Below are 26,150 nucleotides of genomic sequence, written 5' to 3'. Positions count from 1 at the left end.
TCCAGGAGCATTCATGGATAGATCAATCCTAGAAGGAGACCCTCATTCAGTAATAGAGGCAATGGCGATAGCCGGATATGCAGTAGGAGCAAACCAAGGATATGTATATATAAGAGCAGAGTATCCAATAGCAGTACAAAGATTACAAAAGGCTATAGACCAAGCAAAAGAGAAGGGATTATTAGGAGAAAACATCTTTGGAACAGACTTTAGTTTTGACCTTGAAATAAGACTAGGAGCAGGAGCTTTCGTATGTGGTGAAGAAACTGCCCTAATAGCATCAATAGAAGGCGAAAGAGGAATGCCGAGAAACAAGCCACCATATCCAGCAAACAAAGGGTTATGGCAAAAACCAACACTAATAAACAATGTTGAGACATATGCCAATGTTCCAAGTATAGTTCTAAAAGGAGCAGAATGGTTTAAAGGTATAGGAACAGAAAAATCACCAGGAACAAAGGTATTTGCTCTAGGTGGAAAGATAAACAATACAGGATTAATAGAAATACCAATGGGAACAACATTAAGAGAAGTAATCTACGAAGTAGGTGGAGGAATACCGAAGGGAAAAGAATTTAAGGCAGTACAAACAGGTGGACCATCAGGAGGATGTATACCAGCAGAACATATAGATACACCAATAGACTTTGACTCATTAACAGAGCTTGGGTCAATGATGGGTTCAGGCGGAATGATAGTAATGGACGAAGATACATGTATGGTTGATATAGCAAGATTCTTCCTAGACTTCACAGTTGAGGAGTCATGTGGTAAATGTACACCATGTAGAGTAGGAACTAAGAGAATGCTAGAATTACTTGAGAAGATAACATCAGGTAAAGGTGAGCCTGAAGATATAGATAAACTAGAAAGATTAGCAGATACAATTAAAAACACAGCATTATGTGGACTAGGACAAACTGCACCAAACCCAGTATTATCAACATTAAAATACTTCAGAAATGAATATGAAGCACACGTAAATGAAAAAAGATGTCCGGCAGGAAGCTGTAAAGAATTACTTTCATTCTTTATCGAAGAAGACAAATGTAAAGGATGCACACTATGTGCTAAGGCTTGTCCTGCAGATGCAATAAGTGGAGAGAGAAAAGAAGCGCATACTATTGACCAAGATAAGTGTGTAAAATGTGGTGCTTGTATAGAAAAATGTCCATTCGGTGCGATAATCAAGAAATAGTATAAACAGTCTGTCCTTCTAAAATCTTAATAACTAGAAAAGGGGTGTAAATGATGAATAATGTTACTTTAACTATAGATGGGCAAAAGGTAACAGTACCAGAAAATTATACGGTACTTGAAGCTGCAAGAAGTGCAGGAATTAATATACCAACACTTTGTTACCTAAAGGAAATAAATGAAGTAGGTGCATGTAGAGTTTGTGTTGTAGAAGTTGAGGGAGCTAGAACTTTACAAGCTTCTTGTGTACTTCAAGTACAAGATGGAATGGTAGTAAAGACTAATACTAAAAAGGTTAGGGAAGCTAGAAAAGCAGTTGTTGAATTAATGCTTTCAAATCATAAAGGTGATTGTACTACTTGTGAAAGAAATAATAAGTGTGAATTACAAAGTGTAGCTAATGACTTAGGTGTTAAAGAAGTAGCCTTTGAAGGAGAAATGACTGAAACATATGAAGATACTTCATCACCTTCAGTAGTTAGAGATCCTGGTAAATGTATACTTTGTGGTAGATGTGTAAGTGTCTGCAGCAAGGTACAAAATGTAGGTGTACTTGGATTTACAAACAGAGGTTTTGAAACTATTGTAACTACAGCTTTCAACAAAGACATGAGAGATGTTCCATGTATTAATTGTGGACAATGTATTGCTGCATGTCCAGTTGGAGCATTAAAAGAAAAAGAAGAAATAGATTATGTTTGGGATGCAATTGAAGATCCAAATAAGCATGTTGTAGTTCAAACAGCTCCAGCAGTTAGAGCAGCATTAGGTGAAGAATTCGGACTTCCAATGGGAACAAGGGTAACAGGCAAAATGGCAGCTGCATTAAGAAGACTAGGATTCGATAAAGTATTTGATACTGATTTTGCTGCTGACTTAACAATAATGGAAGAGGGACATGAGCTACTAGACAGATTAGAAAATGGTGGAAAACTTCCAATGATTACTTCTTGTTCACCAGGATGGATTAAATTCTGTGAACACTATTATCCTGAGTTCTTAGATAACTTATCAACTTGTAAATCACCTCACCAAATGTTAGGTGCGGTAGTAAAATCATATTATGCTGAGAAGAATGGAATAGATCCTAAAGATATATATGTAGTATCAATAATGCCATGTACAGCTAAGAAATTTGAATCACAAAGAGAAGAACTTCAATCTACTGGATACGCAGATGTAGATTCAGTATTAACAACAAGAGAATTAGCTAAAATGATTAAGCAAGCTGGAATTGACTTTGTAGAATTACCAGATGAAGACTTTGATGAAGTATTAGGAGAATCAACAGGAGCAGCGGTTATATTCGGTGCAACAGGTGGAGTTATGGAAGCTGCCCTTAGAACTGTAGCTGAAGTTGTAACTGGTAAGGAATTAGAAAAAATAGAATTTGAACAAGTTAGAGGAGTTGAAGGAATTAAGGAAGCTACAATTAATCTAGGAGATAAGGAAGTAAAAGTTGCAGTAGCTCATAGTACAGGTGCAGCTAGCAAACTTTTAGACCAAGTAAAATCAGGTGAAAAAGAATATCACTTTATAGAAGTAATGGGATGTTCTGGCGGATGTGTTACTGGTGGAGGACAGCCACATGTAACTATGAAAGATAGAATGACCAAAGATATAAGAAAAGAAAGAGCAAAGGCTCTATATGAAGAAGATGAAGCTAAAACTATAAGAAAATCCCATGAAAACCCAATGATTAAGAAAATATATGATGAATACTTTGGAAAACCAAATGGTCATAAATCACACGAGTTACTTCACACACACTATGTAAAAAGAGAAAATTATCCTCTTAAATAATAAATAAAAATCTATGTAAAATAAGATACACCCCTATTAGTAGATAAAGGAGAAAGTAGTCTACTAATAGGAGGTGTATTTTTTTATGAAATATGGATCTTTTTATTCTACAGCTATTTCTTTACTGTTTTCCCAAAGGCCATGAATGTTGCAGTAACTTAATGCATAAATAGTTCCAGGTTTATCTAACTTAACATGAGTAATACCTACAGGTTCATCAAAAACATCACCTTCACCATGGGCACTAAAGTTAAAAGTAGCTATTTCTACAGGGAATTTTCCTCCTTCTGGATGGAAAAAGACTTTAATCCACTTAATATGATGCTCAAGTGTGTTTGGATGTTTGATTTCATCTCCAATAGATACTTTTAATTGAAACTCTTCCCCTGCTTTAATTTTTTCAGTGCTATGAATCACAGGAACGTGTTTTTCACCTTTCCAATCACCAGTTTGTAAAAGTTGACCTAAAGATTTCATTAATTTATAACCTCCTTAATTTTTTAATCAATCTAATATTTTTATACCCAGATGTAGGAAATTTATAAACATAAAATGTATATTTCATAATTTTTTTTTAGATTAAAATTTGATACAATGTTCTAGAGACTTGGGATATACTATAAAAAAAGGATTAGGAGAGATAATATGAGTGAAATTGAACTTATAGCTACTTCTACATTTGGTTTAGAGGCAGTAGTAAAAAGGGAAGTTCAAGCCCTTGGATATAATCATATTAAAGTAGAAAATGGAAAGGTTACTTTTAAAGCAGATGAATCTGCTATTCCTAAGGCAAACTTATGGCTTAGATCAGCAGATAGAGTTCTTTTAAAAATGGGTGAATTTAAAGCTCTTTCCTTTGAAGAGCTATTTGAGAAAACTAAAGCATTACCTTGGGATGAATGGATTACTGAAGATGGTGAATTTACTGTAACAGGTAAATCTATTAAATCAAAATTATATAGTGTTCCTGATTGTCAATCTATAGTTAAAAAAGCAGTTGTTGAAAAATTGAAAACTAAATATAATAGGGAATGGTTTGAAGAAACCGGTCCTAAATTTACAATACAGGTTTCATTACTTAAAGATATTGCAACGTTAACCATTGATACAAGCGGAGTTGGTCTACATAAAAGAGGATATAGGGTAGATCAGGTAGAGGCTCCACTAAAGGAAACCCTTGCATCTGCAATGGTCCAGCTAAGTTATTGGAATAAAGATAGACTTTTATTAGATCCTTTCTGTGGTTCAGGAACAATAGCTATAGAAGCCGCAATGATAGGTAAAAATATAGCACCAGGATTAAACAGAAGCTTTGCTTCAGAGGAATGGCCTAGAGTAGGAAAAAAACTTTGGAAAGAAGCTAGGGTAGAAGCCTTTGAATCTATAGACCAAGATGTAAGGCTTAATATTATTGCATCAGATATAGATAGTAAGGCTATAGAAATTGCAAAAGAAAATGCCTTTGAAGCTGGAGTAGATGACTGTATAAAATTTAAGAATATGGATGTATTAGATATGAAAGTGAAGGAAAAGTATGGGGTTATAATATGTAATCCACCATATGGTGAAAGATTAGGTGAAAGGAAAGAGGTACAAGAACTTTATAGAAGAGTGGGTAAAAAATTCAAAAAACTTGATACCTGGTCAATATATGTACTTACTTCCAATGAAAAGTTTGAAAAACTATATGGTAAAAGGGCAGATAGAAAGAGAAAGTTATATAATGGAAGAATTAAAGTGGATTATTATCAGTATTATGGTCCTAGACCTCCTAAAAAGTAATTAGGAAACAAAAAGATAGGTATATGATAAAAGGTTTTCCTTTCCTTTAAAAAAAGTTATAATATTACTATAAGATGATTAATTGAAACAAGTGGGGAGGTTTTATTAATGATAGTTTCTCATGAAAAGGATTTAGAGGGTAAAAGAATAGAGGGAGAAGGTATAAAGAAAGCAATTAAGAAGGTTTTAATTTCTCCAGAAGAGGGCTGGGAAGGTCATGTTATGCGTGTTTTTGAGCTAGAAGAAGGAGGACATACTCCAAAACATACTCATCCATGGCCCCATATAAACTATATAGTAAGGGGAAAGGGAATCTTACATTTAGATGGAAAAGATTATGAGGTTGAAGAAGGTTCTTTTGCATATGTTCCTTCCAATAAAATCCATCAATTTTCAAATAGGGGAAAAGATAATTTCGCTTTTATCTGTATAGTACCAGAAGAGGGAGATAAATAATTATAATAAAGAATTGTTAAAAGCGGCCAATATAATATTGGCCGCTTTAGTTGTTAGTTATTCATTATCTATGTTAGTTTTTTTAATAACTTTTCTCTCCCATTTTCCACTCTTATATAATCCATAACCTACAAGACATATAAGTGCATTACTAAGAATCATTGCAAACCATACTGATTTTGAACCAAGATCAGTAAAGTTTTTGAATAATACTATTAATGGGATTCTAAGGCACCATAATCTTCCACCTGTTAATATCATAGCCATTATAGTATGACCTGAACCTTGAAAAGTTCCCATAAATATCTGGAAAAAACCCATTAAAGGCATAGTAAATATAACTAGTTTAAGGTAGTAAGTAGCTTGATTAAAAACTATAGGGTCATTTTTTGCAAAGAATCCAATTATTGTTTCTGAAAGGATAAAAACTATTACACCACCTATAGCTAATATTATAGTTGATAAAATTGCACTAGTTTTTACAGCTTCCTTTGCCCTTTTGACATTGTCAGCTCCCAGATTTTGCCCCACAATTGTTGAAATAGAGCTTCCAATTCCCATTGCAGGCATTAATATAAGGGAAACTATCCTATTTCCTATACCAAAGGCTGCCATAGTAGCTTCACCGAATCCAATAATAAAAGCATTTAGAATAATAAATCCAAATGCAGCTGTTGATTGGCCAATAGAGGCCGGAAAGCCAATTTTTATTAGTTTAGTTAACACACTTTTGTTTAAATATAAATCATCCTTTTTAAGTCTTATTCCATTTTTTACAGAAAAAAGTCTGTATACTGCATATAAAGAAAAAATTCCTCTAGAAAGTACAGTCGCTAAAGCAGCACCACCAATCCCAAGATTAAGAGTAAAAATAAATATTGGGTCTAATATGATATTTAATAATGCTGAAAATGCACTATACTTCATAGGAGTAAGGGTATCTCCCTGCCCCTGTTTAATAGAATTAAAGGCAAAGAAAATAAAAAGTGTAGGCATACCAAAGAAAATTATCCTAAGAAAGGTTACACTTTTTTCTAAAAGTATTCCTTCTCCTCCCATTGCTTTAACTATATAGTGGGCTGATAAAGCTCCAATTAATCCAAGGACAGATGAAAAAATAAAGGAAAAGGATATTACTTGACCTGCTACTTTTTTGGCATCTTCCATGTTATTAGAACCAATATACTGTGAAATAAGTGAAATAGATGCTATTGAAACACCAATGCCTAAAGCCATCATTAAAAAAATAACTGGCCAAATTAAGGTTATTGCTGCAACTTCTGTTGAACCCAATCTACTTACCCAATATGTATCTGCAAGGTTATATAGAGTTTGTATTAAGTTATTTGCCATTATTGGCCCGGCTAGAGTAAGTATAACCTTGCTTATTTTCCCTTTTAAAATTAATTGTCTTTTTTCTATGTAATCCATAAAATTCCTCCATAATTAGTGTCTCGAAATAATTATATCATTAATTCTTTCGGGTATCAAAATAATTATATCATTAATTCTTGGAAACTAGTTTTAAATAAGTATATTGTTATATATTATATGGTGTGATAACATATTTATAGATTTAAATGAAGAATGGAGGAGAATAATGGATAAATCCGTTTTATTGATAGGATTTTATAATGAAAAGGCTTTAGGTGTAAGATATCTTGCTAATACTTTGAAAAAAAGAGGCTATACACCTCATATATTATTTTTTAAAGGGTTTAATAGTGTAAAGCCTAGTAAGGCAAGTGAAAAAGAGCTGAAATTATTAGAGGAATTAATAAATAAAATAAATCCAGCATATATAGGTTTAAGTGTCATGTCTTCACTTTATCTGGAATCTGTTTATTTAGTAAATAATAGAATAAGGGAAAAGTTTGATATTCCTATTATATGGGGAGGAGTTTATGCTACATTATTCCCTAAAAAGGCATTAACACATGGTGATTATGTAATTAGAGGAGAAGGTGAAGATGCATTTGTTGAGTTATTAGATGCATTAGAAAATGGAGAAGATATTTCAAATATAGAAAATCTTGCATTTAAAAATAATCAAGGAGAAATAGTAATAAATGATGTAAGATGCCTTGTACAGGATTTAGATAGTTTAGGTTATCCAGAAATTGGTGGAGAGAATAAGTATGTTATTCATAATGATACTTTAACAGAGGGAGACCCACAATTAAAATCATTGACCTTTGAGTTGACAGCTTCTAGAGGATGTCCTTTTACATGTTCCTATTGTAGTTCTATTAATCTTAAGAGGGTATATTTTAAAAAAGGGAGATTTGTAAGATTTAGAAGTATTGATAGTGTCATGGAGGAATTAAAAGAAGCTAAGAAAAAAATAAAAAAATTAAAGGTAATACACTTTTGGGACGAAATATTTCCTGATGATGAAGAATGGATAGATGAGTTTAATAGGCGTTACAAAGAGGAAATAGGACTTCCATTTAAAATTTGGGGACATCCTTTAAAAGTAGATGAAAATGTTATTGAAAAACTAGTAGATGCTGGCTTATATCAAATAGTTGTTGGTATTCAAAGTGGGTCAACTAGAGTACGAAGAGAAGTTTTTAATAGAACTGAAACTCAGGAGCAAATAATTAAATCAAGTAAAATATTATCAAGATGCAAAGTTCCAAGAATTATATATGATTTTATGTTACAACATCCATTTGAAACCTTAGAGGATTTAAAAGAAACATTTAAGCTTTGTCTTAAACTAGAACCTCCATTTGAACTTCAACTTCATGGACTAAATTTTTTACCTGGTACAGATATAGTAGATATGGCTATAGAAAAGAATTTGTTTACTAGAGAAGAACTTGAAAAAATTATGTATAGTTCAATCCAAGAACAGTATGATATGTATTGGGGACCTGCAGCTGCTAATAGAGTTACAGAAAATAGTGTATGGGTATCCTTAATATATCTTACCCAATTCCCAACTTTAAGACCTTTAGCTAAAAAGTTAGCCAATGAGGTTGAAAAGGGTAATAAAGAAAAGGTAGTATTCAGGCTTCAAAAACTTATGAAGCAGGTTCAAAGATTTAAAAATATAACCCATAAAGCTAAATTAGTATTAAAGGCATAATAAGGGATGTTTCCTTTGATATGGTTTAAAAGAATAAAAAAGCTGGTGAACCATAGGTTCACCAGCCTTGAAAGTCTTCTATTTTTAATAGAAGACTTTTTCAGTTTACTATTATCCTTGATTTTGACAAAATGTTTTTATCACAGTTTTCAATTAGGTTTAAATCTTTTCCCATCACATAAAAGATAAACGTCATTTTGTATTTATTAAAATATTTTGCATAAACCCTACCTTTTAAATTAATAAGGGGAAAATCAACTCCATTGTAATACTCTTTTAAAGGCCTTCCAAACTGTATATACCCTCTTTGTCCTTTTTTATATTTGTGTATAGGGCTATTGGTTACTATTGTTGCATCTATCCTAGTCCATCCATCTAACCCTATGTAATTAATATTACCTTTAATATTACCTATTTTTACTTTAAAAACAGTTTTATTATAAGGGCATCCTAAAGAGGGAAGGACCAAACGTGTTTGGTCATATTTTGGAATTAACATTAGCTCCTTAACATTTACTTCATTTAAGTTTTTAAAACCAAATCTATTATTTGGATTTTCATTATCATAGACTATATATGCCCCATAAAAGCTGCTAAAATATGGTGAACTAGGATTAAAATAAGTTGAAGAGCCATTTAACTTATCAAAATGGCCGAAATTATACAATATTGTTAGAGCTAAATCTCTACCTACATATTTTGAAAATCCTTCATCATCTGTGAAGGTCATAGTAAAAGGATACCAATCTTTTTTCATTAGACTTCCGCCAGGTATAGAAAGTTTAATATTTTTTCTTTTAAGTAAGCTCTTATCTTTATGTTTTATACTATAGGGATACATCACTATATAGCTACGTAAAGTATAGAATATTCCAGTATTAAAGAAAAGATATATAGACAAAATGATTAAAGTAAAAATAAATATATGTTTTTTCTTCATATTAAACACCCTTTTAAATTATATAATTATTATAATATATTTTTAAGAGTTTAATTACTAATAACAATGTGATGAGTTTTCCATAATGGGTATATATGATAATGCTAAATACAAAAATAGGAGGATGGAAAATGAAGATATATACTAAAACTGGTGATAAAGGGGAAACTAGTCTTTACGATGGGCAAAGGATAAAAAAAGATTCAACTAGGGTTGAAAGCTATGGAACTATAGATGAATTAAATTCCCATATAGGATTAGCTAAAAATTTTGTGGAAGATAAAGAATTATACAACCTTTTATGTACAATCCAAAGAAAATTATTTGATGTTGGAGCAGAGCTTGCTACTAAAGATAAAGCAAAATTAAAGGTTTCTATAAAAAAAGAAGATGTAGAATTTATTGAAAAAAACATTGATAAATTTATGAAGAGAATAGAACAACCTGACCATTTTATAATTCCAGGAACTAATAAGACTGCAGGATTACTGCATATAGCAAGAACGGTATGTAGAAGAGCAGAAAGAAGAATAATCTCATTATCAGAGGTAGATTTTGTAAATCCAAACCTATTAAAATTTGTAAATAGATTATCAGATCTTTTATATACTTTAGCTGTATATTCTGAAGATAACTTAAATAAGGTAGAATTTTGAAAATTATAAATTAAAATTAATTAAATAATTTCTATATAATAATTGGTATAAATTTGATATAATTACAAAGGAATGCAAAAAAGTTACTAAGAAAGGGGATAAAATATTGATTAAAAAAATTACAAGAGGAAGGATTCATCAAAGTATATTACTTATTCTTTTATTAGGACTAATGTTAGTTATAAGTGCTTGTTCTAATAGTGAAATAGTTGCTAAAGTAAATGGCGAAGCAATTACGAAAGACGAGCTTTATGAGATCTTAGTTAAGCAAAATGGAAAGCAAGCTTTAGATGTATTAATTACAGAAAAAATTATCGAATTAGAAGTTGTTAAGGCAAATATTGAAGTTTCAGAAAAAGATATTGAAGATAGAATGCAAGATTTAATAAATAATTATGGAGATGAAGAAGGGTTTAAGCAAACGCTTGAAAGTTATGGCTATACAATAGAGGATGTTAGAAAAGATATTGAGACGAATATAAAAATAGAAAAGCTTCTTGAACCGAAAATTACTATATCAGAAGAGGAAATGAAAAGTTTCTTTGAAGAAAATAAACAGATGTTTGCTACTGAAGAACAAGTGAAAGCTCGTCATATTTTAGTTGATAGTGAGGAAAAGGCTATAGAAATTAGGGAAAAACTTCTTGCAGATGGGAATTTTGCTGACCTAGCAAAGGAATATTCCATTGATACTTTTACTAAAGAACAAGGAGGAGAACTAGGATTTTTCAAAAGGGGACAAATGGTTCCAGCATTTGAAGAGGTAGCTTTTTCATTAAAAGCAGGTGAAATTAGTCAACCAGTAAAAACCCAGTTTGGATATCATATCATTAAAGTAGAGGAAAGAAAAGAAGCTAAGAAAGCGAATTATGAGGAAAGTAAAGACCAAATTGAAGAAATGTTGTTTAAGGAAAAAATGTCTTCTGTATATGATAAATGGATTCAAGAGAAATTTAATGAATATGAAATTGAAAGACTATTAAAATAAAAAAATAATTATTATTAATGGGTCAAAATAAACTTCTTTGTGTTTAAAATCAAAGAATAATCTAATTTTGGCCCATTTAGTTATATGAAGAACAATATTAAAGCTCATCTTGAATATGTATAAAGATATTAGATAGGGTGTCTTAATATGAATTATGAAGAATTGAAAAAGAACTTTATTAAAAAATATAATTATAGGTTAGTAAAATTATAGAAAAAGGGAACAACAAATACCAAAAACTACAAAAAAGGAACAGTATAATTATTTCAAAAGTAAAGACTATATATCAATGGACAATACCTATTATAAAAAAGTTAGTAAAGGAGATGATAAATGAAGAAATTATAGCTTATACCTACCTATATTACCTGTATTAGAAATCTAGAAAATTTACAAAAAAAGCAAAAAAACAAGGGAATATTGAAAATAAAATTTTCCAAAATCTATTGACAAGGAGATTTTACTTTGATATACTCTAACTAACCATTTAGTTAATAAATTTGAGGTGAAGTTATGAGTCAAAAAAAAGTATCAGACAAAAAGAGTAGGATATTAAAGGTTGCAGAAGAAGTATTTGCAGAAGTAGGTTACGATGGAGCTAGGGTAGATGATATAGCCAAGAGGGCAGAGGTAAATAAAGCACTGATTTATTACTACTTTCAAAGCAAAGAGGATATTCTTAACACACTTCTTACAAATTTAATGGAAGATACAAAAAAAATGGTTGGAGATAACCTAAAGGGTATATCTATTAAAGATATAGATGATGATTTTGAAAGTCTAATAAATGTTTTTTTGGATTTTCTTTCAGAAAGGAAAAATATTATTAAAGTTGCATTATCTGAATCATTAAAGTCAAATTCTAAAAATTCCATAATACTTAAAATAGCTAGTTTATTAATGGATGCAGAAATAGAAAACATTAGAAAAGCAACTGAAAAAAAGGGAATTAAATTTCCACAAAAAAAGCAGCAAATGCTTGTTATGGAGTTTTTCACCGGGGTTATGCCAATATTAAATTTTGTTATATATAAAGACCAATGGAAAGAATATTATGATATAAATGAAGATGAACTAAAGAAATATTTTTTAAAAGTATTTAAGGAAACACATATTGCATATCACATGTCAAAACTATAGAGAATATTAGATGATAATTACAAATAATTAAATATAATAAAAGGGGAGTAGCTCACCATATATAAATATATGGTATTATCGCTCGTCACTACGATGAATTTTCCATCCGGGTGATAGTTAATAAAAGAGCAAGACCTTTATCCTAAAATAAGGATAAAGGTCTTTTTTTGTATATGCAAATATATCAAATTTTTTTATAAACTTTTAACTAAATAGTTAGTAAAATAAAAATAGTTTAAGGGGGATTTATATGAAGAAAATAAAAATAAATTTACTAATTTTTTTCTTGATGCTAATGGTCGGTTGTTCCCAAGTTACTAAAGATAAGAGCTTAAAAAATGAAGAAAAGAAACTTATAAGGGTTATAGAAACAGAAGAAGTAAATTTACCTGTTACTTTAAATTATAAAGGTTTTGTCAGTTATGAAGACTTAAAAAAGTATAGTTTTAAGCTATCTGGGATGATAAAAAAAATATATGTTACTGAAGGGCAGTATGTAAAAAAGGGTGACCCGTTAGCAAAATTAGATGATAAAGATATTAATTATGGGCTAAATGTAGCTAAACTACAATTAGATGCTGCTAAAGCTCAGTATGATAAGGCCATAAAGGGAGCAACAAAACAGGAAAAAATCAAGCTACGTTAAATGTAGATATGGCCCAAAAGGCCTTAAACTATGTAAGAGAAAAATATGATAAGGGAAAAAAGCTATATGATGAAGGTGCTATCTCTAAACAGACTTTAGATGAACTAAAATTAGAGCTTAAGGTAAAGGAAGTAGAGTATAAACAATCAAAGGAAGTATTAAATCAAATTGAAAATGGAGCTAGAGAAGAAGATAAAAAAATGCTTTATTCACAATATAAGCAAGCATTAATAAATTATAAACAATGTCAAGATGCATTAAATGATACTATCCTAAAAACAAATATCGATGGTTATATTGTAGATATATTGTTTAATGAGGATGAAATAGTAGCCCCTGGACATCCAGTTGTTATTATTAGAGGTAACAAACAAATTGTAAGTGTTGGGTTATCACAAGGGGATATAAATAAAGTAAAAATTGGAACAAAAGCTAATATAATGAATGATAACTATACAGTAGATGGTGTGATTACAAAGATTACTAATACCCCTGATGAGAAAAGTATGACATATAATGTTGAAATTGAGTTATCTAAAAACAAGTTTTCAATTGGAGAGCTTGTTAATGTATCTATTATTGTTGGTGAAGAAAAAGGAATATTACTTCCTATTCAATCTGTAATGAATGATGGAAAAGACTATGTTTTTACTGTAAAGGATGATTCAGTTATTAAAAAATATATAGAAATTGAAGATGTATTAGAAAATAAAGTATTTGTAAGGGGAGTTTCAAGGGATGAGGTTATAGTAACTGAAGGATTAAAAAGCCTCAAAGAAGGGGATAAAATTAAAATTTTATCAAAGGTAGAGTAAGGGGGTGTAAAAAAGTGAAAAAAGGATTAATTAATTTATCTATAGAAAATAGGCAAGTTACAATCTTTGTTGTAATTATTTTAATTATACTTGGCATATATAGTTATTATGTAGTTCCAAAACAGGAATATCCTGATGTATCTGCTCCAGCTGCTATGATTACAGTTGTATACCCTGGAGCATCCCCAGAAGATATGGAAAAATTAGTAACTAGTAAAATAGAAGAAAAGATTATAGAATTAGATGGATATGATTATTCAAACTCTTTTTCACAAAATAGTATATCAGCTATATTAGTTGTACTAGATATGAATTTAACAGAAACAGAAATAAATGATGTTTTCGATGATTTAAGAAGAAAAATAGATGATTTAAAAGATGAACTTCCTGACGGAATACAAGCAGTTAATATTAATACTAATCTTATTGATACTGCTGGAATGCTAATAAATATATCAGGAGAAAATTACAGCTATGGACAGTTAAAGTATTATTCAGAAAGATTAAAGGGAAGATTAATGGAAATAAATGGAATAAAGAAAATAGATATTTTAGGAGAACAAAAAAGAGAAGTAAAGATAGAAGTTAATATTGGTAAACTAAATCATTATGAATTGTCTTTAGAGGATATAGTAAAAATACTATCAGCACAAAATATACAAATACCTGCTGGATCAATTGAATATGAGGATTATAAAATTAATATTACTCCTACTGGATTATTTCAATCAGTAGAAGAAATAAAGAATATGATTATTGACATTTCTGAAAATACAGGAGCTATTATAAGATTAAAAGATATTGCAGATGTATATATAGGATTGGAGGATTCCAACTATAAAGTAAAATATAACGGAAAAAATGCCATAATGCTCTCAGGTTATTTTAAGCAGGAGCAAAATGTTGTGCACACTGGTAAAAAAGTTGGAAAAGTAATAGAAGAATTTAAAAGAGATATACCAAATGATTTAACTATAGAAGAGGTGGTATTTCAGCCAGAAAATGTTCAAGAATCTATAACTAACTTTACAATAAATCTTATTGAAGGAATTATTATAGTTATTATTGTTGTCATGATTGGGATGGGATTAAGGAATTCAACTGTTGCCTCTTTAGCAATTCCACTTTCAGTATTAATTACTTTTAGTGTTATGAACTTAATCTCTGCAAAGATTGAGTTAATTACAATAACAGGGTTGATTATGGCCTTAGGGATGCTAGTAGATAATTCTATTGTTGTAACTGATGCAATACAAGCTAAGCTAGATAAAGGAGAAGAAAAAAAGGTGGCTTGTATCAAGGGAGCTAAAGAAGTAGCTATACCTGTATTATCTTCAACCCTTACTACTATTGCAGCCTTTTCTCCTTTATTGTTCTTACCTAGAGCAGTAGGGCAATTTGCAGGTGGAATACCAAAGATGATTATTACTTCATTAATAGCATCTTATATTATTGCAATGATGGTAACACCTGTAACAGCCTTTATGTTTTTTAAGAAAAATAAAAGAAAACTAAAAATAAAAGATTTAGGTATTAAAATATTCTTTGAAAAAATGTTGAATATTGGTATAAAGAATAAAGGAAAGACATTAATAATAGGTATAGTGTTCTTAATAATATCATTATTAATTGGATCTATATTACCGATGGAATACTATCCTACTTCAGACAAGGAAATTATCTACATTGATATTGAAACAGAATATATAGATATAAATAAAACTGAAGAAATAGTTAAAAAGGTTGAAAAATTTTTAGAAAAAGAGAAAGAGGTTGTTGATTTTACTACTTCTATAGGTAAGGGATTACCAAAATTTGATATTTCCATACTACCTCAAGTTGATTCTACTAATTTTGCCCAAATATTAACTAGAGTAGATTTAAAGAAAGGTGGAAGGTTTAAGTCTAATACTGAGTTTGTTCAATATCTACAAGAAATATACAATAAAAATATAGTTGGCGCTGAAGTAAAAGTAAAGGAGCTTGAAATTACAAGTATGGGTGCTCCTATTCAAGTAAGGGTTACAGGAGATGATATGGAAAAAATAAAAGCTACTGTTGAAGATATTAAAAGTACTTTATCTAAAATAGAGGGTACAAGAAATATAGATGACGATTTAGATGAAAGAATTTATGAGTTTTTATTAGATATTGATACAGATAAATCTATTTTAAAGGGAATTACTAAATATGATATTCAAAATGAAATTAACATTGCTTTAATGGGGAGAGAAGCTTCTGTTCTTAGACAGGAGGGAAAAGAATATGACATTGTAATAAAAGGCAATATTAATTCTATCAATGATTTAGAAAATTTAGCTATAAAATCTTCCATAACAGGAAACAAGGTATTTCTCAAACAAATTGCAGATATAAATCTAAAATCATCAATACCAGTTATAAAAAGATATAATGGGAAGCGTGCTATAGCTGTAACAAGTGAAGTTAAACCAGGATATAATGCAGTTGAGGTTCAAACAGTATTGGAAGAAAAGATTAACAAGAAAATCTATAAAGATGTAAATATAATTTATGAAGGAGAAAAGGCAGAATTGGAAAATGACCTTGGTAATATAGGTATTGCGGCTGTATTTGCTATATTTATGATTTTTATAATATTAATGGTTCAATTTAATTCCATTATTCAACCTTTTATCATCCTAATTAGTGTTCCTTTATCCATTATTGGTTCAATATTTGCATTATTGATTTTTAGACAGCCACTTTCACTGTTTGGATTTTTAGGAATAGTTAGTTTAATAGGGGTAGTTGTTAACAATGCGATAATATTAATTGATTATATTAATAGGGAAAGGGCTAAGTTTATTTCTATAGATGAGGCATGTAAGAAAGCTGTAAATGCAAGATTTAGACCTGTAATATTAACTACAATAACAACTGTATTAGGATTAATTCCACTGGCTATATCAGGTAATGATTTATTTAAACCAATGGCAATATCATTCATGGGAGGATTAATGGTTTCCACATTGTTAACATTAGTAATTATACCTGTTACCTATGGTCTAGTAGAAGGAAAAATCCAAACTTTTAAATTTAAAGAGAGGGTATCAAAAGAGATTGTAGATTAATGAGTTGTAAAAGATATAAGTACTTTTTTCATATTAATAAAAATAAAGATAAAATGATACTGTTAAATCTAGCAATTTTAATTTTTTATCAAAAATCTGAAAATTTTTATTTGACAAACACTTGTGTTATGTGATAAAATTCAAAAAAATTAATATTTATACTACGTGTGTTATAGAGGCTGCAGTTACAAAGAGTACTGCTGATGATGCTTAGGGAGGCTATGAATCAGTAGGAAAGGTGTAACTGCCGAAATACATAGTTTTTCCCTAAAGCTATGTGTTGGGACTATGTTGAATAAGCATAGTACTGTCATCAGGTAATTTGCCCATTTACTTGATGAAGAGCTGTAGCACATAGGGCGAAAGGTGGCGTATATATGGCCAAGAGCACCTTTTGCTCTTGGCCATTTTTATATTTCATTATTAATATCAACTATTTAATAATTTTTATAAGGACTGATATTTATTAAAAGTATTTGTACATTAGTAGTTGTTAGCTAACTCTTAATAAAGTTTGGAGGAGAGAAAATGAAACTTTTCGGCACTATGAAAATTAATAGTAAAGGCCATTTAGAAATTGGAGGTTGTGATTCTGTAGATTTAGTGGAGAAATTTAAAACTCCATTATATGTTATTGATGAAGATTTAGTTAGGAGCAATTGTAGATTATTTATGAATAATTTCACTTTAGAAGGAATTGAAACAGAGGTAATTTATGCATCCAAAGCATTTTTAAATTTAGCTATATGTAAAGTTTTAGAGGAAGAAGGTCTTTCAATAGATGTTGTTTCTGGTGGAGAATTGTATACAGTATTAAAGGCAGGTTTTCCAAAGGAAAAAATTCATATGCATGGAAATAATAAATCAAAAGAAGAACTAGCAATGGCTGTAGAAAACGAAATAGGAAGAATAATTATAGATAATAGACAAGAAATAGAGCTTTTAGAAACCGTATCTAAAAAATATAAAAAGAAAGTTAATGTATTATTAAGGGTTAATCCAGGAATTGAAGCTCATACTCATGAATATATACAAACATCAAAACATGATTCAAAATTTGGTGAGTCAATCTTTAGTGATGATATATACTCTATAGTTAATAAATTAAAAGAAAGTGAATATATCAATTTGAAGGGATTTCATTGCCATATAGGATCTCAAATACTAGATGAAGAACCATTCTATTTTGCAGCAGAAATTATGTTAGATTTTATAAATAAAGTAAAAAATAATTGCGATTTTATTACTCAAGAACTAAATCTAGGTGGAGGCTTTGGAGTGTTTTATTCAAATGGTGATGACCCTATAAATTTAAGTTCTTGTTTAAAGAAAATGTTAAATATAATTAATGAAAAAACTAAAGAATTAAATATTATAACCCCTAAGATAATGATAGAACCAGGAAGGGCCATAACTGCCAATGCAGGTATAACATTATATGAAATAGGTGGAGTTAAAAAGACATACAGTGGTAAAAAATATGTTTTTGTAGATGGAGGCATGACTGATAACCCAAGAACTGCCCTTTATGGAGCAAAGTATAGTGGTTATATAGCCAATAAAATGAATCATGAGCCTGTAGAAGATGCAACTATTGGGGGAAAATGTTGTGAATCAGGTGACATAATAATTAAAAATATAAAACTACCGCTAGTTGATGCAGGAGATATAATGGCAGTTTTTACAACAGGAGCCTATAACTATAGTATGTCTAGTAATTACAATAAACTTTTAAGGCCAGCGGTAGTATTCGTAAAGGATGGAAATGCAAAGTTAACAGTAAAAAGACAAACATATGAAGATCTTATAAATAATGATATACCATATTATCAATAAAGGGAGTGTTAATTTTGAGTATAGTAGTTCAAAAGTATGGGGGAACTTCAGTAGCCACTGTAGAAAAAATTAAGTATGTGGCTAGAAGATTAATAGAACGAAAAAAAGAGGGTACTGATGTGGTTGTTGTAGTTTCTGCAATGGGTAAAACTACAGATAAACTAATCAATATGGCTAAGGAAATATCAAATAATCCTTGTAGGAGAGAACTTGATATGCTTCTTTCAACAGGAGAACAGGTATCAATTTCTCTATTATCAATGGCCCTTAAAGAATATGGTTATGATTCTGTTTCTTTAACAGGTTCTCAAGCTGGAATAAAGACTAGGGGCTACCATTTAAAAGCGCGAATTGCAGACATTAAGATTGAGAATATAAAAAAGCATTTAAAAGAGGGGAAAATAGTGGTAGTAGCAGGCTTTCAAGGTGTAAATGAAGCAGGTGATATTACAACTTTAGGGCGAGGAGGATCAGATACAACTGCTGTGGCATTAGCAGCTAAACTTAACTGTCCCTGCGAAATATATACTGATGTAGATGGAGTATATAGTGTTGATCCTAGAGTTTACAGTAAAGCTAGAAAGTTAAAGAATATTAGTTATGAAGAAATGCTTGAAATGGCCAGTTTAGGTGCTGGAATAATGGAAACAAGGGCTATGGAAATAGGGAAAAAATATAATGTGCCTATATATATTGCTAAAAGTGAAGGTAATATTGAAGGAACTTATATAAAGGAGTTGAGTGAAGAAATGGAAGAAAAAGTAATTACAGGTCTAACTGTTAGTGATGATGATTTAATGGTTACTATTAATAATATTCCTTATAATATACAAAATATTTCAGGTATATTTGAAGAATTAGCCAAAAAGGATATTAATATAGATATGATAAGTCAAACAGCTGCTGTAGATGGATTTGTTAATGTATCCTTTACAGCTCCAAAGCTTGAAAAAGATATTATTACAAAAATTATAGAAAAAATTAAAAAGCGTTTGAAGGGTATAGAGGTAAAAATGGAGACAGATATAACTAAAATATCAGTAATTGGATTAGGTATGAGAAACCAGTCAGGTGTAGCTGCTAGAATATTTAAAATATTTGCTGACCATAATATAGAATTTAAGCAGGTAACAACTTCAGAAATTAGAATATCATACACTATAAATACTAAGGATAAACAAAAGGCTATTTTAGTTATAGCAAATGAATTTAACTTATAAAAGGTGCATTCAATTTTAATATGCTCCCCTTTCATAGACAGATAAGAATAATAAATCTGTCTATGAAAGGGGAGCATTTGTTATTTATAAAAATTTTATTACCAATTATCATACATGAGAAAGTTTTAAAAAAATTTAGTAATAAAGACAAGTAAACATGAGTATATTTAGGGATACGAAAGAAAATTAGCAATAATATAGTTTTAGTAAATTACAAGCTTTTATTAATTTCATAAAAAGGTTTGAATATTGATAGTATTTATATTACTATAAATTTTAACTTTTAAGTTTATAGGGAGATGGTTTAAATTAATACTACATTAAACGAATATGATAATCTTCAAAATAAAAGTGACGAAATTCCTATTTCAGAACAGCTTTTATTTTTTGTACCTTTAGGGGCTACAGCCTTTTTAATTAGTATAACTCATTCACTTTTTAATGCAGTTTTAGCAAGACTTCCTAATCCAGAAATATACCTTTCAGCATTTGAAGTATCAAAAAGTATTCTAAGGGTTGTTCAAAATCCTGTGGCGATGATTAGGCAAACTGTAACAGCCTTAGTAAAAGATAAAGAAAGTTATTATAAAGTTAGAAAATTTATTATTATGCTAGTTGGTTTTATTGTGTTTATATTTTCACTTTTTATATTAACAGGTGGATCAAAATGGTTTATAAAGAATATTATGGGACTAAAGGGCAAAGTTTTAAATGAATCAATAACTATACTTACAGTTTTTCTAATCTTTCCACTAGCAGTTACTCTAAGAAATTTTATGCAGGGTGTAGCAATAATATTTAGAAGAACCCCATTAGTAAGTGTAGCTACTGTTTGTAGAGTAATTTTTGTATTATTCATAGCACTAATAGTACATAAACTTAAGTTTATACCAGCGGCTATTATAGCTGGTGGTATATTTGTTGGTGCCATATCAGTTGAAGGCTTAATGATGTTTTTAGGGGTTAAGCTTCCTGTCGGTGACATACCTAATAAATTAGATAGAATTGCCAAAAATAAAGAAGAATTAGGTTACAAAGAAATTACTAATAAAACAATAATTAGATTTTTTTTACCATTGGTCTTAACATCTTTCATTAAGTCTTTAGCTAAACCTATAATTAACTCTGGTTTAGCAAGAACACATAATCCAGAAATAGCTCTTTCAACTTATGCAGTAGCCTGGGGACTAGGCATTATCATTGTAAGTCCAGTTGTAATGTTTCATCAAGTTCCATTAAATCTAATTAAAGAAGATAATGATAAACAGAAGAAATCTGTATTAAAGTTTGCAATTTACTTAGGTTTGACTTTGTCTGTCATTTTTGGAACTGTTGCTTTTAGTCCTATAGGATATTATGTACTTAAATACCTTATAGGAACTACAGACAAAATTAGTTTAATGTCCATAGATGTCTTAAAAATAATGTCCGTATTACCGTTAATTATGGTAATTAGACAGTATTATTGGGGAATTTTAATGAAAAAACATATGACTGAATATATCAGTAAAGGTAAAGTTATTAATCTTATTGCTTTAATATTAGGTATAACCTTCGGATACTTTTTACAGCCTAGTAATTCTGCTATTATTGGTATTATTGGCATGATAAGTTCAGAACTATTTGAATCTATTTATTTATATGTTATTAGTAGGAATATTACATGACAATCATAATATTATTTTACTGTCAAGGGATTAAAACATTCATATTAATTTAAAATTATACAAAATAAGACAGATTATGATATAATACATTAAATAAAGGTTTTTAAATCTACCTTTTAGAGGGGGACATTATGTTAGATAAAGGTTTAGGTTTTGATGAAAAGAAAATAAGATGTCATCAAAGATTTGCCAATGATATATTGGATGGGATGATTGACTGGGTTAGAGTAATAGACAAAACAGGTACTATTATTTATGTGAACAAACCTATGAGAGAAGCTATAGGTAGGCAACTTATTGGAACTAAGTGCTACTCAGTATTAGGAAAAGGTTCACCATGCAAAAGATGTATTTCTAAAACAACAATACTAACTGGAGAAATAGTTGAAAAAGAAGAAAAAGTAGGTGAAAAAATATTTTCTGTTAAAAGCTCACCAGTTAAGGATGAAAATGGGGAAATATACGCTGCCGTTGAGGTATTTAGAGATGTAACAAGGGAGAGAAAGCTTGAAAAAGAACTAATTAGAAAAAATGAAATACTGAATGAAGATTTAAGAATAGCTAGGAGTTTACAATCTAAAATATTTCCTAGAAAAGGTAATTATGATAACATAAATGTTGATTATATATACAAACCATCTGAAATGCTTAGTGGAGATATGTTCGATGTTTTCCATATAGATGAGGAACACATAGGTATATATATTAGTGACGTAGTAGGCCATGGTGTTTCAGCTTCAATGATGACAATGTTTGTAAGACAGACAATGAGAGCTGTTAAAGATGAATACAAAGCTCCAGCAAAGGCATTAAGTGAGCTCCATAAAAGGTTCCTTAGTTTAGACTTAGAAGATGATAAATACCTTACTATATTTTACGGAGTTTTAAATAAAAAAGATAAGACTTTAGTTTTTGCTAATGGAGGACATAATAGTTTACCAATACTAATAGGAAAAGATGGAGTGCAAATTCTTGAGGCAAAGGGATATCCGATTACCTATCTTTTTAATAAAGTAGATTATAAAGAAAGAAAGGTAAAACTTAAAAGTGGAGATAAGATATTGTTCTACACAGATGGTGTCATTGAGGCTAAAGATAAATCTGGGGAAGAATTTGGATTAAAAAGATTAATAAATATAATAAAAAATGAAAATGAGAATCTACTACCAGCTATAGAAAATAATATAGATAATTATAATTTTGGTAAGCAAGAAGATGACTTTGCTCTATTAATGGTGGAAGTATTATAATTAATTGACAATAAATTAATAAATATCTATTAAAATAAAAATGATAAGTCTATAAAGCTGATGAATTAAGGATTCATCAGCTTTATATTTTTTTTGATAAAATTAAAAAAATTATTGACACCCTTTTTTCTTCAAAGTAATATAAATTTAGACATATAAGATTTGAAAGAGGGGAAAAAGGTGAAACTAGTATCATTTAATCCTTATAGAACTATAGGTATAAAAGGAGTAACCTATGTAAAGCCAGAAAATATCTTTAGAGAAATTGACAAGGTAAAAGAAGCAGACTATATATTATTTCCTGAATATTGGCAAGTAAATTTTTTAGTGTATGGACTTCATAAAAAAATATTTCCAAATATAAGTACTTTTCATCTAGGTCACAATAAAGTAGAGATGACTAGAGGATTATGGGCTACCTTTCCTAATAATGTTCCCTATACTAAAATATTAAATAAAAGTCAGCTCAATATAGATGAAATCGAAGAAGAATTTGGATATCCCCTTGTAGCTAAAGAAGTAAAAAATTCAATGGGTAGAGGTGTATTTTTAATTGAAAATAGGAGTCAACTTTTAGAATATAGTAATAATAATGAGGTTTTATACATTCAAGAAAAACTTCCTATAGATAGGGATTTAAGGATAGTATATCTAGGGAATAAAGTAATTGCAGCATATTGGAGGATAGGAAGAGAAGGGGTTTTCCATAATAATATTGCAAAAGGAGGAAACTATAGTTTTGAAGATATTCCTATAGGAGCAGTTGATCTAGTTGATAAAGTAGCTAAAAAGTTATCTATAAACCATGCAGGTTTTGATGTTGCAGTTGTAGGGGACAAGTATCATATATTAGAGTTTAATGTTTTATTTGGGAATGATGCACTTAGACATTTAGGTATTAAAGTAGAATCCCTAATATATGATTATATACGCTCAGACTTTGACCCTGATACACCAACTTACCCAACAATAAGGAAAAGAGTATCTTAAAGGACTGGATTTTTATCCAGTCTTTTTTCTTAAAAATCTATTAAGGTATAAAACCTATGTAACATTTTTGATAAAATATTATTATGATAATATATTAAGGGTAAAAAATATATATAAGTTTTGTAGATTTTTATTAAAAAAAGAAAGGGGAAATTTTAATGCTTTTTAAATGGAAAGACAAGTATAGTGTTAACATAAAAGAAGTAGATAAGCAACATAAAAAGCTATTTGAAATAGGAAATGAGTTGTATACACTTGTTTCACTAAACGATGGCATTGATCGTTATGATGAAATTATGAAAATAATTGAAGAGTTAAAGGATTATGCTATTTATCACTTTAATTATGAAGAAAAATTAATGAAGGAATATGGTTATGAAGAGTTTAATGACCATAAACAACAGCATGATGCATTTGTAAATAAAATTTTAGATATAGAGAAGCAAGACATAGACGGAAAACAGAATATTATTACAATGGATATACTAAACTTTATTGCAGATTGGATTGAAAAGCATATAATTAAGTCAGATCTAAAATATAAAGATTTCTTTAATCAAAAAGGTTTATATTAAATTTGTAATAATACACATTTAGAGAGAGAAAACTATTAATGTGTTGATATAATTGAAAAATAGTAGTAAAATGTAACTGCAAAAATTACATATTGTAGGAGGGTAAGTAATGGCAAATATAACATTTGATTATTCTAATGGATTAATTAGACAACATGAATTAGACAACATGAAAGAACAAATTTCAATTGCTCACAAGTTTTTACATGAAAAGAAGGGACCAGGTAATGACTTTTTAGGATGGGTAGACTATCCTATAAACTATGATAAGGAAGAGTTTAGCAGAATTAAAGAAGCAGCAAAGAAAATAAGAGAAAATTCAGATGTATTTATTGTTGTTGGTATAGGTGGTTCTTATTTAGGAGCAAGGGCAGCTATAGAGGCTTTAACCCATTCATTCTATAATCTACTTCCAAAGGAAGATAGAAAGACACCTGAAATATACTTTGTTGGGAATAATATAAGTGGTACATATTTAAAACATCTTCTAGATGTTATTAAAGGAAAGGATGTAAGCATAAATGTAATATCAAAATCTGGTACAACAACTGAGCCTGCTATTGCATTTAGAGTCTTAAGAAACTATCTAGAAGATAAATATGGTAAAGAAGAAGCAAGAAAAAGAATATTTGCAACAACAGATAAGGCGAAGGGTGCTTTAAGAACGCTATCAGATCAAGAAGGTTATGAAACATTTGTTATCCCTGATGATGTAGGAGGAAGATTTTCAATATTTACTCCAGTAGGCATGCTTCCTATGGCTGTAGCTGGAATAGATATTAATAAGATGATGGAAGGTGCTAATGCAGGTAGAGAGGAGTATAGTATAGAGGACTTTGATAAGAATCCTTGTTATCAGTATGCTGCAGTTAGAAATGTTCTTTATAGAAGAGGTAAAGCTATAGAAATATTAGTTAATTACGAGCCATCTTTACACTATTTATCAGAATGGTGGAAACAACTATATGGAGAAAGTGAAGGTAAAGATGGAAAGGGTATTTTCCCAGCATCAGTAAACTTTTCAACTGACTTACACTCATTAGGACAATATATTCAAGATGGTAGAAAGCATCTTTTTGAAACAGTTATAAATGTAGAAAAACCAACAGAGGATATTGAGATACCAGAGGATGAGAAAAATCTTGATAATCTAAATTATTTAAAAGGTAAAACTATGGATTTTGTAAATAAAAATGCATTTGAAGGGACTTTAATTGCCCACACGGATGGGAATGTACCAAATCTTATTATAAATGTACCAAAGATAGATGCATACTACTTTGGTAAACTTATATACTTCTTTGAAAAGGCATGTGGAATTAGTGGGCATTTACTTGGAGTTAATCCTTTTGACCAGCCAGGTGTTGAGGCATATAAGAAAAATATGTTTGCATTATTAGGAAAACCTGGTTTTGAAGATTTAAAAGAAGAACTAGAAAAGAGGAAACTAAAGAAATGATAGAAGTAGATATACCTTCCTTTCGAAGTATTACTATAGAAAATGTAATATTTGACTATAATGGTACATTAGCAGTAGATGGAAAACTTATTAATGGGGTAAAAGAAAAATTAAAAGAGCTTTGTAAAAAAGTTAATATATACGTACTTACTGCAGATACCTTTGGCACTGTAAGGGAAAACTTAAAGGATTTAGATGTCAAAGTAAAAATAATATCAAAGGAAAATGGTGTTGTAGATAAATTAAGGTTTTTAAGAGAATTGGGAGAAGATAGAACTATTACAGTTGGTAATGGTAATAATGATAGTTTGATGATTAAAGAAAGTGCATTGGGAATTTGTGTATTAGAAAGAGAAGGAATATCTACTAAAGCTTTATTAAATAGCGATATAGTAGTAAAAAATATTATAGATGTTTTTTATATGTTACTAAGTACAAAGAGAATGATAGCTACATTGAGGGAATAAAGACTGTAGGGGAACCTACAGTCTTTTCTACTATATAAAAAGTGTATTAATCATAGTATTTAATGTCAGAGATTAAG

Annotated in this window: 22 protein-coding genes and 1 riboswitch; of the genes, 19 read left to right on the top strand and 3 right to left on the bottom strand. The window is 29.7% G+C overall.

Annotation, left to right across the window (positions count from 1 at the left end):
• Both BET03_RS03745 and BET03_RS03740 read left to right on the top strand, forming a co-directional pair.
• On the top strand, positions 1-1,198 hold a 1,198-nt coding region (locus BET03_RS03745; RefSeq protein WP_120167435.1), incomplete at its 5' end, for an NADH-ubiquinone oxidoreductase-F iron-sulfur binding region domain-containing protein.
• A gap of 53 nt (positions 1,199-1,251) precedes the next feature.
• Positions 1,252-3,000: an NADH-dependent [FeFe] hydrogenase, group A6 gene (locus BET03_RS03740; protein WP_120167429.1), complete on the top strand. Its 1,749-nt coding sequence runs from the start codon at positions 1,252-1,254 to the stop codon at positions 2,998-3,000.
• Between the two features lie 102 nt (positions 3,001-3,102).
• Here BET03_RS03740 and BET03_RS03735 read toward each other — a convergent pair whose 3' ends face one another.
• Positions 3,103-3,477, bottom strand: coding sequence for a class II SORL domain-containing protein (locus BET03_RS03735; RefSeq protein ID WP_120167428.1), 375 nt, complete (start codon positions 3,475-3,477; stop codon positions 3,103-3,105).
• Between the two features lie 168 nt (positions 3,478-3,645).
• Here BET03_RS03735 and BET03_RS03730 point away from each other — a divergent pair, with 168 nt between their 5' ends.
• Together BET03_RS03730 and BET03_RS03725 are read left to right on the top strand one after the other, a co-directional pair.
• On the top strand, positions 3,646-4,782 hold the full coding sequence (locus BET03_RS03730; protein WP_120167427.1) for a THUMP domain-containing class I SAM-dependent RNA methyltransferase: 1,137 nt from the start codon (positions 3,646-3,648) through the stop codon (positions 4,780-4,782).
• Positions 4,783-4,890: 108 nt separating this feature from the next.
• Positions 4,891-5,238 (top strand): cupin domain-containing protein, encoded by a 348-nt coding sequence (locus BET03_RS03725; protein ID WP_120167426.1) that lies wholly within the window; start codon positions 4,891-4,893, stop codon positions 5,236-5,238.
• Positions 5,239-5,295: 57 nt separating this feature from the next.
• Here the strand turns inward: BET03_RS03725 and BET03_RS03720 are convergent, their stop codons facing one another.
• Positions 5,296-6,669, bottom strand: coding sequence for an MATE family efflux transporter (locus tag BET03_RS03720; RefSeq protein WP_120167425.1), 1,374 nt, complete (start codon positions 6,667-6,669; stop codon positions 5,296-5,298).
• Between the two features lie 169 nt (positions 6,670-6,838).
• Here BET03_RS03720 and BET03_RS03715 point away from each other — a divergent pair, with 169 nt between their 5' ends.
• Entirely contained in the window at positions 6,839-8,332 is a 1,494-nt protein-coding gene (locus tag BET03_RS03715) for a B12-binding domain-containing radical SAM protein (RefSeq protein WP_120167424.1), read from the top strand.
• A gap of 100 nt (positions 8,333-8,432) precedes the next feature.
• On the opposite strand, the gene BET03_RS03710 is transcribed toward BET03_RS03715, so the two are convergent.
• A complete protein-coding gene (locus BET03_RS03710; RefSeq protein WP_120167423.1) occupies positions 8,433-9,272 on the bottom strand; it encodes a hypothetical protein in 840 nt (279 codons plus the stop codon).
• 131 nt (positions 9,273-9,403) lie between these two features.
• On the opposite strand from BET03_RS03710, the gene BET03_RS03705 reads away from it, so the two are divergent.
• From BET03_RS03705 to BET03_RS03640, 14 genes are all read left to right on the top strand, one after another.
• A complete protein-coding gene (locus tag BET03_RS03705; protein ID WP_120167422.1) occupies positions 9,404-9,928 on the top strand; it encodes a cob(I)yrinic acid a,c-diamide adenosyltransferase in 525 nt (174 codons plus the stop codon).
• Positions 9,929-10,034: 106 nt separating this feature from the next.
• Positions 10,035-10,916, top strand: coding sequence for a foldase protein PrsA (locus BET03_RS03700; protein ID WP_243096852.1), 882 nt, complete (start codon positions 10,035-10,037; stop codon positions 10,914-10,916).
• Between the two features lie 513 nt (positions 10,917-11,429).
• Entirely contained in the window at positions 11,430-12,056 is a 627-nt protein-coding gene (locus BET03_RS03695) for a TetR/AcrR family transcriptional regulator (protein WP_120167420.1), read from the top strand.
• A gap of 250 nt (positions 12,057-12,306) precedes the next feature.
• A complete protein-coding gene (locus BET03_RS03690; protein WP_120167418.1) occupies positions 12,307-12,702 on the top strand; it encodes an efflux RND transporter periplasmic adaptor subunit in 396 nt (131 codons plus the stop codon).
• An 8-nt stretch (positions 12,703-12,710) separates the two neighbouring features.
• Positions 12,711-13,517, top strand: coding sequence for an efflux RND transporter periplasmic adaptor subunit (locus BET03_RS03685; RefSeq protein WP_120167416.1), 807 nt, complete (start codon positions 12,711-12,713; stop codon positions 13,515-13,517).
• Between the two features lie 14 nt (positions 13,518-13,531).
• Positions 13,532-16,609, top strand: coding sequence for an efflux RND transporter permease subunit (locus BET03_RS03680; protein ID WP_183108710.1), 3,078 nt, complete (start codon positions 13,532-13,534; stop codon positions 16,607-16,609).
• A 165-nt stretch (positions 16,610-16,774) separates the two neighbouring features.
• Positions 16,775-16,965, top strand: a riboswitch (Lysine riboswitch).
• 172 nt (positions 16,966-17,137) lie between these two features.
• Positions 17,138-18,445 (top strand): diaminopimelate decarboxylase, encoded by a 1,308-nt coding sequence (gene lysA / locus BET03_RS03675; RefSeq protein WP_120167412.1) that lies wholly within the window; start codon positions 17,138-17,140, stop codon positions 18,443-18,445.
• Between the two features lie 14 nt (positions 18,446-18,459).
• On the top strand, positions 18,460-19,665 hold the full coding sequence (locus BET03_RS03670; protein ID WP_120167410.1) for an aspartate kinase: 1,206 nt from the start codon (positions 18,460-18,462) through the stop codon (positions 19,663-19,665).
• 536 nt (positions 19,666-20,201) lie between these two features.
• Complete coding sequence (locus tag BET03_RS03665) at positions 20,202-21,332, top strand: hypothetical protein (RefSeq protein WP_120167408.1); 1,131 nt, start codon at positions 20,202-20,204, stop codon at positions 21,330-21,332.
• A 131-nt stretch (positions 21,333-21,463) separates the two neighbouring features.
• Positions 21,464-22,582, top strand: a complete 1,119-nt coding sequence (locus tag BET03_RS03660; RefSeq protein WP_120167406.1) for a SpoIIE family protein phosphatase — start codon at positions 21,464-21,466, stop codon at positions 22,580-22,582.
• A gap of 180 nt (positions 22,583-22,762) precedes the next feature.
• The gene (locus tag BET03_RS03655) at positions 22,763-23,572 is read left to right on the top strand and encodes an ATP-grasp domain-containing protein (RefSeq protein ID WP_120167404.1); all 810 of its coding nucleotides are present in this window, start codon (positions 22,763-22,765) and stop codon (positions 23,570-23,572) included.
• 158 nt (positions 23,573-23,730) lie between these two features.
• Positions 23,731-24,147 carry a bacteriohemerythrin gene (locus tag BET03_RS03650; RefSeq protein WP_120167402.1) on the top strand — a complete coding sequence of 139 codons (417 nt, stop codon included), beginning with the start codon at positions 23,731-23,733 and terminating at the stop codon, positions 24,145-24,147.
• A 109-nt stretch (positions 24,148-24,256) separates the two neighbouring features.
• Complete coding sequence (locus BET03_RS03645; RefSeq protein WP_120167400.1) at positions 24,257-25,606, top strand: glucose-6-phosphate isomerase; 1,350 nt, start codon at positions 24,257-24,259, stop codon at positions 25,604-25,606.
• Positions 25,603-26,073 (top strand): HAD family hydrolase, encoded by a 471-nt coding sequence (locus BET03_RS03640; RefSeq protein ID WP_120167398.1) that lies wholly within the window; start codon positions 25,603-25,605, stop codon positions 26,071-26,073. Before BET03_RS03645 ends, BET03_RS03640 begins: the two co-directional genes overlap by 4 nt.
• Positions 26,074-26,150: the final 77 nt, after the last annotated feature.

Source organism: Thermohalobacter berrensis (assembly GCF_003609645.1).
Classification (GTDB): domain Bacteria; phylum Bacillota; class Clostridia; order Tissierellales; family Thermohalobacteraceae; genus Thermohalobacter; species Thermohalobacter berrensis.
This window is presented reverse-complemented; position numbering and strand designations above follow the sequence as displayed.

Bases quoted from the DNA above. Each gene is read 5' to 3' on its own strand.
- BET03_RS03740 (WP_120167429.1), top strand. From the start codon at position 1,252: ATGAATAATGTTACTTTAACTATAGATGGGCAAAAGGTAACAGTACCA.
- BET03_RS03735 (WP_120167428.1), bottom strand. From the start codon at position 3,477: ATGAAATCTTTAGGTCAACTTTTACAAACTGGTGATTGGAAAGGTGAA.
- BET03_RS03730 (WP_120167427.1), top strand. From the start codon at position 3,646: ATGAGTGAAATTGAACTTATAGCTACTTCTACATTTGGTTTAGAGGCA.
- BET03_RS03725 (WP_120167426.1), top strand. From the start codon at position 4,891: ATGATAGTTTCTCATGAAAAGGATTTAGAGGGTAAAAGAATAGAGGGA.
- BET03_RS03720 (WP_120167425.1), bottom strand. From the start codon at position 6,669: ATGGATTACATAGAAAAAAGACAATTAATTTTAAAAGGGAAAATAAGC.
- BET03_RS03715 (WP_120167424.1), top strand. From the start codon at position 6,839: ATGGATAAATCCGTTTTATTGATAGGATTTTATAATGAAAAGGCTTTA.
- BET03_RS03710 (WP_120167423.1), bottom strand. From the start codon at position 9,272: ATGAAGAAAAAACATATATTTATTTTTACTTTAATCATTTTGTCTATA.
- BET03_RS03705 (WP_120167422.1), top strand. From the start codon at position 9,404: ATGAAGATATATACTAAAACTGGTGATAAAGGGGAAACTAGTCTTTAC.
- BET03_RS03695 (WP_120167420.1), top strand. From the start codon at position 11,430: ATGAGTCAAAAAAAAGTATCAGACAAAAAGAGTAGGATATTAAAGGTT.
- BET03_RS03690 (WP_120167418.1), top strand. From the start codon at position 12,307: ATGAAGAAAATAAAAATAAATTTACTAATTTTTTTCTTGATGCTAATG.
- BET03_RS03685 (WP_120167416.1), top strand. From the start codon at position 12,711: ATGGCCCAAAAGGCCTTAAACTATGTAAGAGAAAAATATGATAAGGGA.
- lysA (WP_120167412.1), top strand. From the start codon at position 17,138: ATGAAACTTTTCGGCACTATGAAAATTAATAGTAAAGGCCATTTAGAA.
- BET03_RS03665 (WP_120167408.1), top strand. From the start codon at position 20,202: ATGATTAGGCAAACTGTAACAGCCTTAGTAAAAGATAAAGAAAGTTAT.
- BET03_RS03660 (WP_120167406.1), top strand. From the start codon at position 21,464: ATGTTAGATAAAGGTTTAGGTTTTGATGAAAAGAAAATAAGATGTCAT.
- BET03_RS03650 (WP_120167402.1), top strand. From the start codon at position 23,731: ATGCTTTTTAAATGGAAAGACAAGTATAGTGTTAACATAAAAGAAGTA.
- BET03_RS03645 (WP_120167400.1), top strand. From the start codon at position 24,257: ATGGCAAATATAACATTTGATTATTCTAATGGATTAATTAGACAACAT.
- BET03_RS03640 (WP_120167398.1), top strand. From the start codon at position 25,603: ATGATAGAAGTAGATATACCTTCCTTTCGAAGTATTACTATAGAAAAT.